At 68.8% G+C, this 16817-nt stretch carries 13 protein-coding genes; 8 read left to right on the forward strand and 5 right to left on the reverse strand.

All coding sequences use genetic code 11. The features are described 5' to 3' along the window. Window positions 1–56: 56 nt before the first annotated feature. Together QZH52_RS12185 and QZH52_RS12190 are read right to left on the reverse strand one after the other, a co-directional pair. Entirely contained in the window at window positions 57–1214 is a 1158-nt protein-coding gene (locus QZH52_RS12185) for a pyridoxal phosphate-dependent aminotransferase (protein ID WP_301808735.1), read from the reverse strand. Window positions 1215–1383: 169 nt separating this feature from the next. Then, window positions 1384–2664 (reverse strand): branched-chain amino acid ABC transporter substrate-binding protein, encoded by a 1281-nt coding sequence (locus QZH52_RS12190; RefSeq protein WP_301808736.1) that lies wholly within the window; start codon window positions 2662–2664, stop codon window positions 1384–1386. Between the two features lie 127 nt (window positions 2665–2791). Here QZH52_RS12190 and QZH52_RS12195 point away from each other — a divergent pair, with 127 nt between their 5' ends. Then, entirely contained in the window at window positions 2792–3163 is a 372-nt protein-coding gene (locus tag QZH52_RS12195) for an Hsp20/alpha crystallin family protein (protein ID WP_301808738.1), read from the forward strand. A gap of 216 nt (window positions 3164–3379) precedes the next feature. After that, window positions 3380–4105, forward strand: a complete 726-nt coding sequence (locus QZH52_RS12200; protein WP_301808739.1) for an alpha/beta hydrolase-fold protein — start codon at window positions 3380–3382, stop codon at window positions 4103–4105. Here QZH52_RS12200 and tsaD read toward each other — a convergent pair. Further along, window positions 4065–5102: a tRNA (adenosine(37)-N6)-threonylcarbamoyltransferase complex transferase subunit TsaD gene (tsaD, locus tag QZH52_RS12205; protein WP_301808740.1), complete on the reverse strand. Its 1038-nt coding sequence runs from the start codon at window positions 5100–5102 to the stop codon at window positions 4065–4067. The genes QZH52_RS12200 and tsaD overlap by 41 nt on opposite strands. Before the next feature lie 86 nt (window positions 5103–5188). Between tsaD and QZH52_RS12210 the strand changes: the two genes are divergently transcribed. From QZH52_RS12210 to QZH52_RS12225, 4 genes are all read left to right on the forward strand, one after another. Further along, window positions 5189–6460, forward strand: a complete 1272-nt coding sequence (locus QZH52_RS12210; RefSeq protein WP_301808744.1) for a nitrate regulatory protein — start codon at window positions 5189–5191, stop codon at window positions 6458–6460. 323 nt (window positions 6461–6783) lie between these two features. After that, complete coding sequence (locus QZH52_RS12215; protein WP_301808745.1) at window positions 6784–8028, forward strand: CmpA/NrtA family ABC transporter substrate-binding protein; 1245 nt, start codon at window positions 6784–6786, stop codon at window positions 8026–8028. A gap of 10 nt (window positions 8029–8038) precedes the next feature. Further along, complete coding sequence (gene ntrB, locus QZH52_RS12220) at window positions 8039–8950, forward strand: nitrate ABC transporter permease (protein WP_301808747.1); 912 nt, start codon at window positions 8039–8041, stop codon at window positions 8948–8950. After that, window positions 8947–9756: an ABC transporter ATP-binding protein gene (locus tag QZH52_RS12225; RefSeq protein WP_301808749.1), complete on the forward strand. Its 810-nt coding sequence runs from the start codon at window positions 8947–8949 to the stop codon at window positions 9754–9756. The genes ntrB and QZH52_RS12225 overlap by 4 nt, the downstream gene beginning before the upstream one ends. A 22-nt stretch (window positions 9757–9778) precedes the next feature. On the opposite strand, the gene QZH52_RS12230 is transcribed toward QZH52_RS12225, so the two are convergent. Then, window positions 9779–11035 carry an ANTAR domain-containing protein gene (locus QZH52_RS12230; RefSeq protein ID WP_301808752.1) on the reverse strand — a complete coding sequence of 419 codons (1257 nt, stop codon included), beginning with the start codon at window positions 11033–11035 and terminating at the stop codon, window positions 9779–9781. Between the two features lie 254 nt (window positions 11036–11289). Here QZH52_RS12230 and QZH52_RS12235 point away from each other — a divergent pair, with 254 nt between their 5' ends. Further along, window positions 11290–12558, forward strand: coding sequence for an MFS transporter (locus QZH52_RS12235; RefSeq protein WP_301808754.1), 1269 nt, complete (start codon window positions 11290–11292; stop codon window positions 12556–12558). Between the two features lie 17 nt (window positions 12559–12575). On the opposite strand, the gene QZH52_RS12240 is transcribed toward QZH52_RS12235, so the two are convergent. Beyond that, a complete protein-coding gene (locus QZH52_RS12240) occupies window positions 12576–14285 on the reverse strand; it encodes a bifunctional protein-serine/threonine kinase/phosphatase (RefSeq protein WP_301808756.1) in 1710 nt (569 codons plus the stop codon). 66 nt (window positions 14286–14351) lie between these two features. On the opposite strand from QZH52_RS12240, the gene nirB reads away from it, so the two are divergent. Next, entirely contained in the window at window positions 14352–16808 is a 2457-nt protein-coding gene (nirB, locus tag QZH52_RS12245; RefSeq protein ID WP_301808758.1) for a nitrite reductase large subunit NirB, read from the forward strand. The last annotated feature ends 9 nt before the right edge of the window (window positions 16809–16817 follow it).

A 16817-nucleotide genomic window follows, 5' to 3' on the forward strand; every position in this document is an offset into this window, starting at 1 on the left:
CCGTGCGCTTGCAACATGCAAAGCTTTGGGATTATATACCGAAAGCGCAACCCGCCCTATTGCGCCGCCAGCCAGCGCTTGAGGCGGTCGACCCCCTCCACCAGCCGCTGCTTGTCCTTCGACGCGAAGCACCAGCGCAGCCAGCCCTGGGCTTCCGGGGCGAAGGCGTTGCCCGGCGCCAGGCCGAGGCCGGCCTCGACCACCAGGCGCTTGGCGACCTCGAGCGAATCGCCGAAGCCCTCGAGCTGGAAGAAGGCGTACATGCCGCCGCGCGCCGGCGCGACCTTGACGCCGGGCACGTCGGCCAGCAAGGGCAGCAGCGTGTCGCGGCAGGCCTTGAGATGGGCCACGATCTTCGGCGTGATCTCGTCGCCATGCGCCAGCGCCGCGATGCCTGCACGCTGCGTGAAGACGCTGGCACAGGAGGTGTTGAACTCGATCAGCTTGCCCATGCCGTCCATCAGGGCCGGCGGCAGCACCAGCCAGCCGAGGCGCCAGCCGGTCATCAGGAAGCTCTTGCTGAAGCTGTGGGCGACCACCAGCCGGTCGTCGGCGCCCGCGATGTCGAGGAAGCTCGGCGCGCAGCCGTTGGGCGTCGGCTCGTAGTAGAGCCGCTCGTAGACCTCGTCGGCCAGGATCCAGGTGCCGGTGCCGCGGCAGTGGTCGAGGATCGCCTGCTGCTCGGCGCGCGTGAGCGTCCAGCCGGTCGGGTTGTTCGGTGCGTTGACGATCAAGAGCTTGGTGGCCGGCGTGACGGCCGCGCGTAGCGCGTCCAGGTCGAGCGTCCACTGCCCTGCCCTCGGCACCAGCGCAACGCAGCGCACGCGGGCGCCGAGGATCGCGGGCTGCGCCGTGAGGTTCGGCCAGACCGGCGTGACCGCCACCACCTCGTCGCCGGCATCGACCAGCGCCTGCACCGCCAGCATCAGCGCGCTGACGCCGCCCGAGGTGATCGCGATGCGCGAGGCCTCGATCGTCGGATGCAGCCCGCTCATGTAGGCGGCCACCGCCTCCCGCAGCTCGGGCAGGCCCAGGTTGTGGGCATAGAAGGTCTCGCCGCGCTGCAGCGAATCGATGGCGGCCTGGCGGACCACATCGGGCGTGACCTCGTCGCTTTCTCCGAACCAGAAGGCCAGCACGTCGCTGCGGCCGAGGCCGGCATTGGCCACCTCGCGGATCTTGGAGGCCTCGAGGTTTTGAATCGCTTCTCGCATGATCAACTTCCTTGCAATCAGATGGACGCAGTATCTTCAAGGCCGGCGCAGCCAGGCCGGCCGTTGGGGGAACACCGCGGAACCGGCTTCGCCGGGCCGCTGGTGTTGCCCCCGGCAGGGGGTGGGCGGGCTACACGAAGTGAGCCCAACCTGGGGGCGAGCAACAAGTTCAGGGGCGCTGCATCTTGCAGCTCGTTGGCATTTCGGCGCGGCTGGCGGGAATCGACTTGATGACCCGGAAGCCGTAGCCCGAGCCCTCGACGTCGAACTTGACGCCGGGGGCGCCCTGCCGGTCCATGACGCCGACCACCAGCGGCTGCTGGAACTGGTGGTCCGCGGCGCGCATGTGGCCGCGCTGGCCGGCCAGGGTGACATCGGCCTTCTCGAGGGCGCGCGCCACGGCGACGGTGTCGACGCTGCCGGCCCGCTCGATGGCCTGCGCCAGCGCCTCGACGAGCAGTTGCATGCGCATGTGGACGTAGTCGTCCGAAGGCTTCGGGAAGCGGGTGCGGAAGTCGCGGTAGAAGGCCTCGCTCTGCGGCGTCTGCACGTTCGGCAGCCAGTCGGCCACCGCCACCACGCGCCCGATGCCGGCATCGCCGATGGCCGCCGGCGCGCCCAGGGCATTGCCGTAGAAGGTGTAGAAGCTGCCGTTGAAGCCGGCCTCGCGCGCGGCCTTCACGAGCAGCGTCAGGTCGTTGCCCCAGTTGCCGGTGATGACGCCCTGCGCGCCGCTGGCCATGATCTTGCTCGCGTAGGGCGCAAAGTCCTTCACGCGGCCCATCGGATGCAGTTCGTCGCCGACGATCTGGACGTCCGGCCGCAGGCCCGCGAGCTGCCGCCGCGATTCGCGCAGTACCGACTGGCCGAAGCTGTAGTCCTGGCCGATCAGGTAGACGCGCTGCAGCGACTTGTCTTCCTGAAGCACCTGCATCAGCGCCGTGACCCGCATGTCGGCATGGGCGTCGAAGCGAAAGTGCCAGAAGCTGCAGCGCTCGTTGGTGAGCACCGGATCGACCGCCGAGTAGTTGAGGAACAGCACGCGCCGCGCCGGGTCACGCTCGTTGTTCTTGTCGATGGCGTCGATCAGCGCCGCCGCCGTGGCCGACGAGTTGCCCTGCAGCACGATGCGCGCGCCGTCGTCCATCGCGGCCCGCAGCGCCGAGAGCGCCTCTTCGTTCTGCCCCTTGCTGTCGTAGCGATCGAGCTGCAGCATGCGGGCACCGCCCGGCAGCTTGACGCCGCCACGGGCGTTGACCCGCTCGACCGCCCACAGCAGATTGCGGAACACCGCCTCGCCGGTGTTGGCGAAAGGCCCGCTCATGCTCTCGATCAGGGCCAGCCGGATCGGCGGCGCCGATTGCGCCAGGGCCGTGGGGAGCGCCGGCGCGCATAGCGCCAGCGCGGCCAATTTCAAGGCGCGTCGACGCCAAATAAAGTTGGAAGGCATTGTCTTGAATCCCCTGTTGCAGCGCCTAGATGCGATGGCATGCGGCACTTGTCTTGTTGAACGCCGCGCAGTGTAAGGGACACACATTCTTGTCCCGGAAGCCATCCCTCAGCCCAGGAGTCTCATCATGTTTTTCGCCCCCGCAGTCCGCACCGCCCGCTTCGTTCCGCGCACCTATGACCGCAGCCTCGAGCGCTTCGTCAACCAGGCCTTCTCGGGTGCGCAGCGTTCGCTCAACGTCGAGCAGGACGACAAGACCTGGACCCTCACGCTGGACGTGCCCGGCCTGTCGCGCGACGACCTGACGATCGGCATCGAAGGCGCCGTGGTCCGCATCGAAAGCAAGGCCGAAGCCAAGCGCCAGATCAAGGCTGCCTACGAGCTGCCGCAGGACATCGATGTCGCCGCCAGCGAGGCCAAGCTCGAGAACGGCGTCCTGAGCCTGAAGCTGGGCAAGCGGGTGCCGGTGAGCAACGTCGCCCAGCTCGCGATCAACTGAGCCTCGCGGTGCATGCGCCCGGTTCGACCCGGGCGCAATACCCTCCGATGGACGGGCCGGTAACTTTCTGTTGCTGGCCCTGTCATGTTTCTGGCTGACAATAAGTGCCAAATACGTCACGTTCTGTGACGTATTTTTCAATGCTTTCTTCTTAATTAGCGTCCGAATCGTCGAGTTCTGCGGTGGCAGCAGGTGGCGGGCGCCCGACGAAGCGCCATGAAAACGCACTTGAAGTTTGCCAAGAACAACGCCCGGGCCGATACCCTGCTGGTCTTCCTGCCTGGCGCTTTTCTGAAGCCCGAGGAGTTCGAGCGCGAGGGCTTCGTCAACGCCGTCCGGGAGCGCGAGTTCGCGGCCGACGCCCTGCTGGTGGACGCCGACGTCTCCTACTACTACGACCAGACCTTCATCGAACGGCTGCACCACGATGTGCTGGAGCCGCAGCGCGCGCTGGGCTACCGGTCGATCTGGCTGGTGGGCATCTCGATCGGCGGCTTCGGCGCCCTGATCCACGAACTGGCGAAGCCGGGCGCGGTCGACGGCATCGTCGCCCTGGCGCCCTACCTGGGCCGGCGGCCGATCGGCGCCGAGATCCACAAGGCCGGCGGCCTGCGGGCCTGGAAGGCGCCCGAGGGTCCGCCGCCGGACGAGGAAGTCGACCGCAAGCTGTGGCCCTGGCTGCAGCAGTACGCCTCGCCGCAGAAGGCCGCCCAGCTGCCGCCTCTGTACCTCGGCTTCGGGCTCAGCGACCGCTTTGCCTCCAACCACCAGCTGCTGGCCGACGCGCTGCCGCCCGGCCATGTCTTCACCACCGAAGGCGGCCACGACTGGCCGCAATGGTCGCAGCTGTGGCGCAAGATGCTCGACGTGCTGCCGCTGCCTTCGATGGCGCGCAGCGAGCTCAGGCGTCCGGCGGCGACGCCAATGGCCATCGCGGCCTGACGTCGAAGGCGTAGTGCCCGGTCGGCGCCTGGACGCCGGCCTGCAGCCGCATCGCCGCCGCCATCGCGATCATCGCGCCGTTGTCGGTGCACAGGTGCAGCTCCGGATAGTGCACGCGCACGCCGCGCCTGGCGCAGGCGGCATCGAGCTGCTGGCGCAGCACGCGGTTGGCGCCCACCCCGCCCGCGACCACGAAGCGGTCGAGCCCGGTCTGCTCGATCGCCGCCAGCGACTTCTTGAGCAGCACCTCGACGATCGCGGCCTGCGTCGAGGCGGCCAGGTCGGGCTTGCGGGCCTCCAGTTGGTCGCCCAGCTTCTTGGCCTGGGTCAGCACCGCGGTCTTCAGACCGGCGAAGGAAAAGTCGAGGTTGCCGCTGTGCAGCAGCGGACGCGGCAGCTTGAAGGCTTCGGCATCGCCCTGCTCCGCCAGCTTGGCGAGCCAGGGGCCGCCGGGATAAGGAAGGCCCATGAGCTTGGCGCTCTTGTCGAAGGCCTCGCCGGCGGCGTCGTCGATGGTTTCGCCGAGCAGCGCGTAGCGCCCGATCCCGTCGACCCGCATCAGCTGCGTATGGCCGCCGGACACCAGCAGCGCGACGAATGGGAATTCGGGCGGATCGGCGCTCAGGAACGGCGACAGCAGGTGGCCTTCGAGGTGGTGCACGCCGAGCACCGGCTTGTCGAGCGCCGCGCCGAGCGCGCAGGCCACGCCGGCGCCGACCAGCAGGGCGCCCGCCAGGCCGGGACCGCGGGTGTAGGCGACGACGTCGACGTCGGACAGGCGCCGGCCGGCCTCTTCGAAGACCGCTTCGGTCAGCGGCAGGACGCGGCGGATGTGGTCGCGGCTGGCGAGCTCGGGCACCACGCCGCCGTAGGCCTGGTGCATCGCGATCTGGCTGTGCAGCGCGTGCGCGGCCAGCCGCGGCAGGCCGTCGTCCACGGTCTCGACCAGCGCCACGCCGGTTTCATCGCAGGAGGATTCGATTCCCAGTACATGCATCCGTCGAGTGTAGGCGGCGCCCTGTTCCGGGGCACGGATGTTGCTGCATTCCCCTGGAACGGCCCCCGGGCCTCGAGAACACCCCGATGAAATCCGGATTGAGCTTCCTGGTCGGCGCCCTGCGCTGCGAAATCGATGAGCTGGAGCAGCTCGCGCGCACCAGCGAGCTGGTGGCGACGATCGGCCGGCTGGTCCATGCCCTGCAGCGCGAACGCGGCATCTCGAACGTGCTGCTGGCGTCGCGCGGCCAGCGCTTCGTCGCGCAGCGCGACGCCCAGATCGCCGAATGCCTGCGGCAGGAGCAGGCCGTGCGCCTGGCCTTCGACCAGCTCGACGCCGCCGATGGCCGCATCGGCAACGGTGCGCGGCTGTTCAGCCGGATCGCCTGGGTGCTGCCGGGGATGGACGCCCTGAGCGGGTTGCGCCAGCGGATCGGCGCGCTGGAGATCGATGCCGCGCAGTCGACTGCCGCCTTCGGCAAGCTGATCGCCGGCCTGATCGCGGTCGTGTTCGAGGCCGCCGACGGCGCGACCGACCCGGAGATCTCGCGCCTGCTGGTCGCGCTGTTCAACTTCATGCAGGGCAAGGAGTTCGCGGGCCAGGAGCGGGCCTGCGGCGCCGCGGCCTTCGCCTCGGGCCGCAACGACGGCGCCCGCCAGCAGCAATGGCTGCACCTGATCGCCTCGCAGGAGCATTGCTTCGAGCTGTTCGCCGACTTCGCCGCGCCCGGCCTGGCCGAGGTCTGGGGCTCGGTGCAGGCGGCGGCGCAGCTGGCCGAACTGGAGCGGCTGCGCCGCATCGCCTGCGCGGCGCCGGCCGGCGTGGCGCTCGACAGCGAGCTGAGCCAGGCCTGGTTCGACTGCTGCACCCGCCGCATCGACGCCATGCAGGCGGTCGAGGAGCGGCTGGCGGCCGACCTGCGCCGGCTCTGCCTGCACAAGACCACCCAGGCGCGCAGCGAGTTGCAGGCCCACCAGGCCCTGCTGGCCAGCCTGCAGGGTGGAAACGGCACGGAGACGGCGGATTTCTTTCTCGACGCGCCGGCAGCGCCGGATGCACCGGCCGGCGGCGCGCCCTACGGCCGGCAGCTCGAGCGCTCGATCCTCGACATGGTGCAGGAGCAGTCGCGCCGGCTGCAGGCGATGGGCGACGAGCTGGACACCGTGCGCGCCGCCCTCAACGAGCGCAAGCTGGTCGAGCGCGCCAAGGGACTGCTGATGGCGCACCGCCGCATCCGCGAGGAAGAGGCCCACAAGATGCTGCGCCAGACCGCGATGAATCAGGGCCGGCGCCTGGTCGAGGTCGCCGAATCGGTGCTTGCCATGGCCGAGTACCTGCCCGTCGACAAGGCGCCCTGAGTGCATCGGCGGCCCGCAATGGTGCACTGCACAAGCACTTCGCGACGGCAGGCTTCTTGCGGAATCCGCGCCACGGCGAGCATTGACGGGTGTTCAACGCTACTCTTTTCATAGCAACCAGCAATTGGCACGCCGCTTGCTGTCTCCCAGTCCATAGACCGACGAAGGTCTTCAGGCAGGCGGCATCCAACGGCGGGTGCGGCCCACCGAACCGGACAAAGGCGTCCTTATCCCGCAGGGGCTCGTTTTCGAGCGGCCCGTGCGTGGTGAGGGCGCCTTTTCGTTTTTCCGAACCGCTTTTTTCACTTCCCGGAGTACGACCCATGACCGATGCGCTGAAACCCACACTGAGTCGCCGCCGAGTGCTGCAGGCCGCCGCCGCCGGCGTGGTCGGGCTCGACCCCGCGCTGCGTGCCGCCGTCTGGGCCCAGGGCTCCGACAAGCCCGAGAAGGAAGAAGTCAAGATCGGCTTCATCCCGCTGACCGACTGCGCCAGCGTCGTGATGGCCTCGGTGCTGGGCATCGACAAGAAGTACGGCGTCAAGATCGTGCCGAGCAAGGAGGCCAGCTGGGCCGGCGTGCGCGACAAGCTGGTCAACGGCGAACTGGATTTCGCCCACGTGCTGTACGGCCTGGTCTACGGCGTGCACCTGGGCATCGGCGGCCCGAAGAAGGACATGGCGGTGCTCATGACTCTCAACAACAACGGGCAAGCCATCACGCTGTCGAAGAAGCTGGCCGACAAGGGGGCGGTCGACGGCGCATCGCTGGCCAAGGTGATGGGCAAGGAAAAAGCCGAATACACCTTCGCCCAGACCTTCCCCACCGGCACCCACGCGATGTGGCTGTACTACTGGATGGCGGCCAACGGCATCAACCCGCTGAAGGACGCCAAGGTCATCACCGTGCCGCCGCCGCAGATGGTGGCCAACATGCGCGTGGGCAACATGGACGGTTTTTGCGTCGGTGAGCCCTGGGGCCAGCGCGCGATCATGGACGGCATCGGCATCACGGCGATCACCAGCCAGGACATCTGGAAGGACCACCCCGAGAAGGTGCTCGGCACCACCGGCGACTTCGTGAAGAAGTACCCGAACACCGCGCGCGCCGTGACCGCCGCGATCCTCGAGGCCGGCAAGTGGATCGACGCCGGCCTGCAGAACAAGAACAAGATGGCCGAGACCATCGCCGACAAGAGCTACGTCAACACCAGCGTGGACGCGATCAACCAGCGCATCCTGGGGCGCTACACCAACGGCCTCGGCAAGAACTGGGACGACCCCAACTACATGAAGTTCTACGCCGACGGCGCGGTCTCCTATCCGTACCTGTCGGACGGCATGTGGTTCCTGACCCAGCACAAGCGCTGGGGCCTGCTGAAGGAGCATCCGGACTACCTGCAGGTGGCGACCCAGATCAACCAGATCGACATCTACAAACAGGCCGCCGCCGCCGCCAAGACGCCGGTGCCGAAGGAAACGATGCGCAGCAGCAAGCTGTTCGACGGCGTCGTCTGGGACGGCAAGAACCCGAAGCAGTACGCCGATTCGTTCAAGGTCCATGCCTGAGGAGCCCACCATGGTCAGTGCCGTCTTCCATTCCCCCCTCGAGGCCCACGCGGCCTTGCCGCCGGCGGCGAAAGCCGTCGCCCGCCCGGTCGCCACGGCTGCGCCGGTCGCGCTCGTACCGATGCCGCGCGTGCCGCGCGATTTCCGCGCCGTCTGGCTGCGCGTGCTGCCGCCGGTGCTCGGCTTCGCGCTGCTGGTTCTGGTCTGGGAACTGGTAGCGCTGAAGAGCACCACCGGCTTCCCCTCGCCGCTCGCCACCTGGCAGCAGGCGCTGACCGTGTTCAGCGATCCGTTCTACAGCAAGGGCCCGAACGACCAGGGCGTGGGCTGGAACGTGCTCTCGTCGCTGCAGCGGGTGGCGCTGGGCTTCGGCCTGGCGGCCGCGGTCGGCATCCCGGCCGGCTTCGCGATCGGGCGCTTCGAGTTTCTCTCTCGCATGTTCAATCCGCTGATCAGCCTGCTGCGGCCGGTGTCGCCGCTGGCCTGGCTGCCGATCGGCCTGTTGGTGTTCAAGGGCGCCAACCCGGCCGCCATCTGGACCATCTTCATCTGCTCGATCTGGCCGATGATCATCAACACCGCGGTCGGCGTGCAGCGCGTGCCGAGCGACTACATGAACGTCGCCCGCGTGCTGAACCTCAGCGAATGGAAGATCTTCACCAAGATCCTGTTCCCCGCCGTGCTGCCCTACATGCTGACCGGCGTGCGGCTGGCGGTCGGCACCGCCTGGCTGGTGATCGTCGCGGCCGAGATGCTGACCGGCGGCGTCGGCATCGGCTTCTGGGTCTGGGACGAGTGGAACAACCTCAACGTCGCCAACATCATCATCGCGATCTTCGTCATCGGCATCGTTGGTCTGGTGCTCGAGTTCGCGCTCGTCAAGATCGCCACCGCATTCACGTTCGAAGAGGTCAAGCAATGAACGACGACACCAAGTACATCGCGATCGAAGGCGTCGAGCAGCGCTTCAAGACCGCCAAGGGCAGCTTCCTGGCGCTGCGCGACATCCACCTGAACGTCGCCAAGGGCGAGTTCATCACGCTGATCGGCCACTCGGGCTGCGGCAAGTCGACGCTGCTGAACCTGATCGCCGGCCTGACCGCGCCGACGCAGGGCGTGCTGCTGTGCGCCAACCGCGAGATCAAGGGCCCGGGGCCGGAGCGTGCGGTGGTGTTCCAGAACCACTCGCTGCTGCCCTGGCTGACCTGCTACGAGAACGTCTACCTGGCGGTCGAGCGGGTGTTCGCGGCGACCGAGAACAAGGCGCAGCTCAAGGCCCGCACCGAGGCGGCGCTGGCGCTGGTGGGCCTCACGCCGGCGGCGCAGAAGCGGCCCGGCGAGATCTCGGGCGGCATGAAGCAGCGCGTGGGCATCGCGCGCGCGCTGTCGATGGAACCCAAGGTGCTGCTGATGGACGAGCCCTTCGGCGCCCTCGATGCGCTGACCCGCGCCAAGCTGCAGGACGAGCTGCTGGCGATCGTGCAGAAGACCCGCAGCACCGTCGTGATGGTGACGCACGATGTCGACGAGGCCGTGCTGCTGTCGGACCGCATCGTGATGCTGACCAACGGTCCGGCCGCCACCATCGGCGAAGTGCTGGCGGTCGACATTCAGCGGCCGCGCAACCGCGTGGCGCTGGCCGAGGATCCGGTCTACGTGCATGCGCGCAAGGCCGTGATCGACTTCCTGTACACGCGCCAGGCGCACGTGGAAAAAGTCGCCGCCTGAATCAAACACCCGGCACCGGGACTCAGGACATGATGACCTGCAGGCTGTGCTCGTATGCGGCGGTGAGCTGCTCGAAGGTGTCGACCAGCGCGTCGCTGGCGCGCACCAGCGACGCCCGGCCCTCGGCGCTGTCGAGGGCCCGCACGCCACCCAGCAGGTGCAGCCATTCGTCGCGCGCGACCGCCAGCGCGGCACGGATCTCGGGCGAGCTCAGCGGCGCGGCTTCGAGCTCCCGCAGCGCGGCCTCGAACTCGTCCATCGTCGTCGCCATCCGGTCCTGCGACGGCGCCGCCAGCAGTGCCTCCTTGGCGAGCCGCTGGGCCCGCATGCGCTGCCGGCCGCAGAGGTTGACGATCCGCAGCGCCCGCCGCGCGCCGGAGGCTTCGAGCGCCTCGGTCAGCGCCTCGGCGGCCCGCAGCAGGGCCTCGGCCCGGGCATCGATCGCATCGAGCGCCGTCGCCGCCGGCCGCGCCGCGAGGGCCGTTTCCAGTTCCTGCCAGGCGCCGCGCACCCGGTCCAGCGCCGCGGTGGCGGGCGCGCCGAGCGCCAGGGCGGCGAGATGATCCAGGTTGTGCTTCACCCGCTCGGTGGACTGCGTGCGCAGCACCCGGGCGCGCCGCACGTCGATGCCGGCCAGGGCTTGTGCCGCAACCCGCACCAGCCGCTGCGACAGCATGCGCAGCTGGCCGGCGCGGTTGATCGCATCGGCCCACTGCGCGGCCTCGAGCACCGAGCGCGAGACTTCGCCCAGCCGCAGGTTGGCATGCATGGCGGCGCCGCGCAGCAGGCCGAAGGCCTCGTCCTCGCCGATGCCGCGGGCCGACATCAGCAGGCCCTTGGCCCGGTCGACCCACTTGCGCTCATCGAGGCGGGTGCGCAGCGCCTCGAGTTCGCTGCGCAGCGCGACCTCGCGCTGCCAGCGGGCATCGGCACGCGCGTTCAGCGCTGCCAGGGCCGGTGCGTCGATGCGATCGGCCGGCGCCCAGGCGTGCACGCCGAGCGCCACCAGCTGCGCATGGGCCGCATCGTCGAGCGGCGCGCTGACGAGTCCAATGGCGCAGGGCGGCAGGCCCGACCAGGCCCGCAGCGCATCGAGCAACGGTTCAGGCACCAAGCCTGGCAGCCAGATCAGGACCTGTCGTGGTGCCGACGCCTCGATCTGGCGCACCAGATCGCCGCAGGCGACCGCGACGAAACCGTGGGCCAGCGCCAAGTCGAGGGCCGCGGGCAGCGCATGGGAAGCGCTTTCGGGAGGAGGAACAACGAGAAATCGGGTCACGGTCGCAATCGGAAACAGATGCACAGCATAGGCCAGCCAACGCTCAAGTTACTGGCACGTCTTTTGCGTAAGTCAGGGTGCGGTGTAACGAAGCACCGCTTTGGTGAAGCGGCAGGTTCCTGCCCGCCGTCCGGCAGCGACAAGGCCGGACACACCCTTCAGGTTGCCGGCTGCCGCCGCTGCCACACCTTCCCAACCCCGCCCGACGACACGGCCCGCTCCCGGCCGGGCCGCGGCATTTCGCATGGACTGCCATGACCAGCTTCAAGACGTTTCTGAAAACAGGCCACGGCCCGACGCTGTTCGCGGCCTTTCTCTATTTCTCTTTCTCGTGCTGCATCTGGGTGCTGAACGGCGCCATGGCGCCCTTCATCGGCGAGACCTTCGATCTCTCGCCGGCGCAGAAGGGGCTGATGCTGTCGGTGCCGATCATCGCCGGCGCGCTGATGCGCTTTCCGCTCGGCATCCTGTCGCAGTACATCGGCCGCAAGAACGCGACGCTGGTCGAGATGGGCCTGATCGCGGTGGCGATGCTGTTCGGCTTCTTCTTCGTGAAGAGCTTCAACGACCTGCTCGCGATGGGCGTGCTGCTGGGCATCGCGGGCGCCAGCTTCGGCGTCGCGCTGTCGCTGGGCTCGGGCTGGTTCCCGCCCCAACACAAGGGCCTCGCGATGGGCCTGGTCGGCGCCGGCAATGTCGGCACCGCGGTGTCGGTGCTGGTGGCGCCGCCGCTGGCGCAATGGCTGGGCTGGCAGGCGGTGTACGGCGTCGCCGCCGGCGCGATCCTGCTGCCGATGGTCGTGATGGTCGTGTTCGCCAAGGAGCCGCCGGACATCGACAGCCATGCCAGTTTCCGCGAGCACATCGCCTGCCTGTTCGAGAAGGACGGCTGGGTCTTCAGCCTGATCTACGGCGTGACCTTCGGCGGTTTCATCGGCCTGACGACCTTCCTGCCGTCCTACTACTACGACCAGTTCGGCGTCAGCAAGGTGCAGGCGGGGCAGCTCACCATGCTGGCCGCCTTCATGGGTGCCGCAGTGCGCGTCGTCGGCGGCTGGATCTCCGACCGCTGGGGCGGTGTCAACACGCTGACCCTGGTGCTGACGGTGGTGGCCGGCGGCCTGGTGCTGGTGGGCATCTCGTCGTCCTCGCTGGTGCTCACCACGCTGCTGCTGATCGTCTGCTTCGCGGCGCTGGGCGCGGGCAACGGCGCCCTGTTCCAGCTGGTGCCGCTGCGCTGGCCGGCCAGCACTGCGGTGGCCGGCTCGATGATCGGCGAGATCGGCGCCCTCGGCGGCGGCCTGGTGCCCAATGCGATGGGCCTGTCCAAGCAATACCTCGGCAGCTACACCTGGGGCTTCGTCTTCTTCGCACTGCTTTCGCTGGTGATGCTCGGCGTGATGCGCGTGATGCAGATCCGCTGGACCCGCACCTGGGCCGAGAAAGGCGGTCGTGCGCGGGTCGCGGCCACTCCCTCGGCGGTCAAGTACGCCGCCCCGCGCAAGACGGCGCGCCAGCGCTGAAGAGGCCACCCATCATGTCAGCGCGGCAAGAAGAGCAGCCACAGCACGAGCAGTGCGTTGAGCAGCAGCGACACCGCCAGCGCGATCTTGACCAGCGCGGCCGGATCGCGGCGGATCAGCGGGGTGTGGCCGGGCGGACCGACGGGACGCGACGCCCCGCGCTCCAGCGCCAGCACCAGCTCCTCGGCGGTCTCGAAGCGCTGGCGCGGATCGCGCGCCACCGCCTTGCACACCAGGTGGTCGAGCCAGACGGGAACGTCGGGCCGGATGCGCGAGAGCGCGGCCGGGTCGCGCCGGTAGCGCGCCAGCTGGTAGGGCTCGATCTCGCCATAGGGAAGGCGTCCCGCCAGCCACTGGTAGAGCGTGACGCCGAGCGCGAACAGGTCGCTGCCGGCATCGGCGTCGGCACCCTGCCACTGCTCGGGGTTGATGTAGCTCGGCGTGCCGGCGTGCAGCTCGCGCTGGGCCTCGCCCTCGCGCCCGGACAGCGCGACGCCCAGGTCGAGGATGCGCCAGCGGCCGTCCTCGCCCAGGTGCAAGTTGGCGGGCTTGATGTCGCGGTGCACCACCCCCTGACGGTGCAGCCGGCCCAGCGCCTTGGCGATCGCGATGGCCGCGCCGATCACCTCGGCCGTGGCGCCCCGCGGGCCGGTCTTCTGCAGCTGTTCGAGCGTGCGGCCGCCATGCCAGTCGAACACGACGTAGAGCGCGCTGGCGTCCTCGGCGCGTTCATGCACGCGGACGAAGCCGCTGTCCGCGCGGGCGCTGACGCGCAGGCCCAGCCAGGCCTCGTGCGCCAGCATGGCGCGCTCCTCGGGATCGCCGGCGCGCGAGGGATGCAGCGTCTTGATCGCAACCAGTTCCCGCGTGACCGGATGGCGCGCCTGGTAGAGCAGGTGCACGCCCGTGTCGGCCACCCGCGCCGTGATGGCGTAGCCGTCGAGCATGTCGCCGACCTTCAGCGCCGGCGGCGGCGCCAGCCGACGGACGTCGCCGAGCTCGTCGTCGAGCTGGCGCGCGTCGAGGCCGGTCACGCGGATCACCAGCGCGGTGGCGTTGTCGCGCGAACCGGCCGCGAGCGCCGCCCGCACCAGCGCCTCGCTGCCCTGCAGCGCCGTGCCCTGCAGCGCGAAGCGCGCCAGCTGCTGCGCCTTGAGTGCGCCATGCACGCCATCGGAGGTCAGTACGAAGCAATCGCCGACACGGACCTCGCCCTGCGCGTAGTCGACCCGCACCTGGTCGTCGAGGCCGATCGCCCGGGTCAGGCGGCTGCGCAGGTCCGGATGCTCGAAGGCGTGGTCCTGGGTCAGCGGAAGGGCCGGCTCGCCGGCGTCGCGCACCTGCCAGGCGCGGGTGTCGCCCACGTGCGCCAGCGTGTAGCTCTGGCCGTGCAATACCAGCGCGGTCAAGGTGGTGAGCGCGGTGCCGCCGCCCTGCCGGCGCCGGTTGTGGTCGGCCAGCCAGGCGTTCTGGGCGCCGATCAGCCGGTCCAGGGCCGCGGTCGGCTCCCAGGTGTCGGGCGTCGCAAAGTAGTCGGCCAGCAGACCCATCACGGTGGTCTGTGCCGCCTCCAGGCCATGGCCGCCGGTGGACACGCCGTCGGCGATGGCGGCGATCAGCCCGCGCGCCTCCTCGCCCGGCGGCGCGTGCACGGTGCCGGCGAAGTCCTCGTTGACGTCGCGCGGCCCGCGCTGGCTGCTGTAGCCGATGTCCACTTCAAAGCTCATGGCGCAATTCTCCACGCGCGCCGCGGGCGGCTCGCTTGATTCGAATCCACGAAAGAGGTCCACCCCATGAAGAAGATGAAACTCGTGATGGTCGGCAACGGCATGGCCGGCGTGCGCACGCTCGAGGAACTGCTCAAGATCGAGCCCGAGCTCTATGACATCACCGTGTTCGGCGCCGAGCCGCACCCCAACTACAACCGCATCCTGCTGTCGCCGGTGCTGGCCGGCGAGCAGACCGTGGACGAGATCGTCCTCAACAGCTGGGAGTGGTACGCCGACAACCACATCACGCTGCATGCCGGCAAGAAGGTGGTCGAGATCGATCGGGTCAGGCGCATCGTGCGCGCCGACGACGGCACCGAGGCCGACTACGACCGGCTGCTGCTGTGCACCGGCTCCAACCCCTTCATGCTGCCGGTGCCCGGCAAGGACCTGAAAGGCGTGATCGCCTACCGCGACATCGCCGACACCGACTACATGATCGAGGCCGCCCGCACGCACAAGAACGCGGTCGTGATCGGCGGCGGCCTGCTGGGGCTGGAGGCGGCCAACGGCCTGATGCTGCGCGGCATGACAGTGACCGTGGTGCACGTGATGCCCTGGCTGATGGAGCGCCAGCTCGACGACGTCGCGGGCAAGCTGCTGCAGAAGTCGCTGGAAGACCGGGGACTGAAGTTCATGATGGGCGCGCAGACGCAGGAGCTGGTCGGCGGACCCGACGGCCGGGTCACCGCGATCCGCTTCAAGGACGGCACCGAGGTGGCGGCCGACCTGGTCGTGATGGCGGTCGGCATCCGGCCCAACACCGAGCTGGCGGAGAAGGCCCGGCTGCACGTCAACCGCGGCATCGTGGTGACCGACACCCTGCAGACCGTCACCGACGCCCGCATCTACTCGGTCGGCGAATGCGCGGCGCATCGGGGCATCGCCTACGGCCTGGTGGCGCCGCTTTTCGAGCAGGCCAAGGTGGCGGCCAACCACCTGGCGCAGTTCGGCATCGGCCGCTACCTGGGCTCGCTGACCTCGACCAAGCTCAAGGTCACCGGCATCGACCTGTTCTCGGCCGGCGAATTCATGGGTGGTGAAGGCACGGAAGAGATCGTGATGAGCGACCCCTTCGGCGGCGTCTACAAGAAGCTGGTGATCAAGGACGACAAGCTGGTCGGCGCCTGCCTCTACGGCGACACGGTCGACGGCAGCTGGTACTTCAAGCTCTTGCGAGACGGCCGCAGCGTGCACGACATCCGCGACAAGCTGATGTTCGGCGAATCGAACATCGGCGACACCGGCCACGAGGGCCACAGCAAGGCGGCCTCGATGCCCGACGATGCCGAAGTCTGCGGCTGCAATGGCGTCAACAAGGGAACGATCTGCAAGGCGATCAAGGACCGCGGCTTGTTCACGCTGGAAGAGGTCAAGAAGCACACCAAGGCCAGCGCCTCGTGCGGCTCGTGCACCGGGCTGGTCGAGCAGATCCTGATGTTCACGGCCGGCGGCGACTACTCCGCCACGCCGAAGAAGAAGGCGGTCTGCGCCTGCACCGACGTCAGCCACCAAGACGTGCGCGAAGCGATCCGCAAGCAACACTACCTGACGCACGACGAGGTCTACCGCAACCTCGGCTGGCGCACGCCCAACGGCTGCGCCAGCTGCCGCCCGGCCGTCAACTACTACCTGATCTCGACCTGGCCCAAGGAGGCGAAGGACGATCCGCAGAGCCGCTTCATCAACGAGCGCAGCCACGCCAACATCCAGAAGGACGGCACCTACTCAGTGATCCCGCGCATGTGGGGCGGCCACACCACGCCCGACGAGCTGCGCCGCATCGCGGATGCCGCCGACAAATACAAGATCCCGACGGTCAAGGTCACGGGCGGGCAGCGCATCGACCTGCTGGGCGTGAAGAAGGAAGACCTGGAGAACGTCTGGAAGGACATCGGCATGCCCTCGGGCTTTGCCTACGCCAAGTCACTGCGCACGGTGAAGACCTGCGTCGGCAGCGAGTGGTGCCGCTTCGGCACCCAGGACTCGACCCAGCTGGGCAAGGACCTGGAACGCGCGCTGTGGGCGATGTACTCGCCGCACAAGGTCAAGCTGGCGGTGTCGGGCTGCCCGCGCAACTGCGCCGAATCGGGCATCAAGGACGTCGGCGTGATCGGCGTCGACTCGGGCTGGGAGATCTATGTCGGCGGCAACGGCGGCATCAAGACCGAGGTGGCGCACTTCCTGGTCAAGGTGAAGAGCGCCGAGGAAGTGATGGCCTACGCCGGCGCCTTCCTGCAGCTGTACCGCGAGGAAGGCTGGTACCTGGAGCGCACCGTGCACTACATCGGACGGGTCGGCCTCGACCACGTGAAGAAGCGGATCCTCGAAGACGCCGAGGGCCGCAAGGCGCTCTGGGAACGGCTGCAGTTCGCGCTCGACGGCGAACCCGATCCGTGGTTCGAGTCGAGCCAGGCGTCGGTCGATGTCCGGCAGTTCACGCCGGTGGCGGTGGTCGGCGCGCTGCCGCAGACCGTTTGACAAGGAGCA

Source organism: Variovorax ginsengisoli, assembly GCF_030486595.1.
Lineage (GTDB): Bacteria > Pseudomonadota > Gammaproteobacteria > Burkholderiales > Burkholderiaceae_C > Variovorax > Variovorax ginsengisoli_B.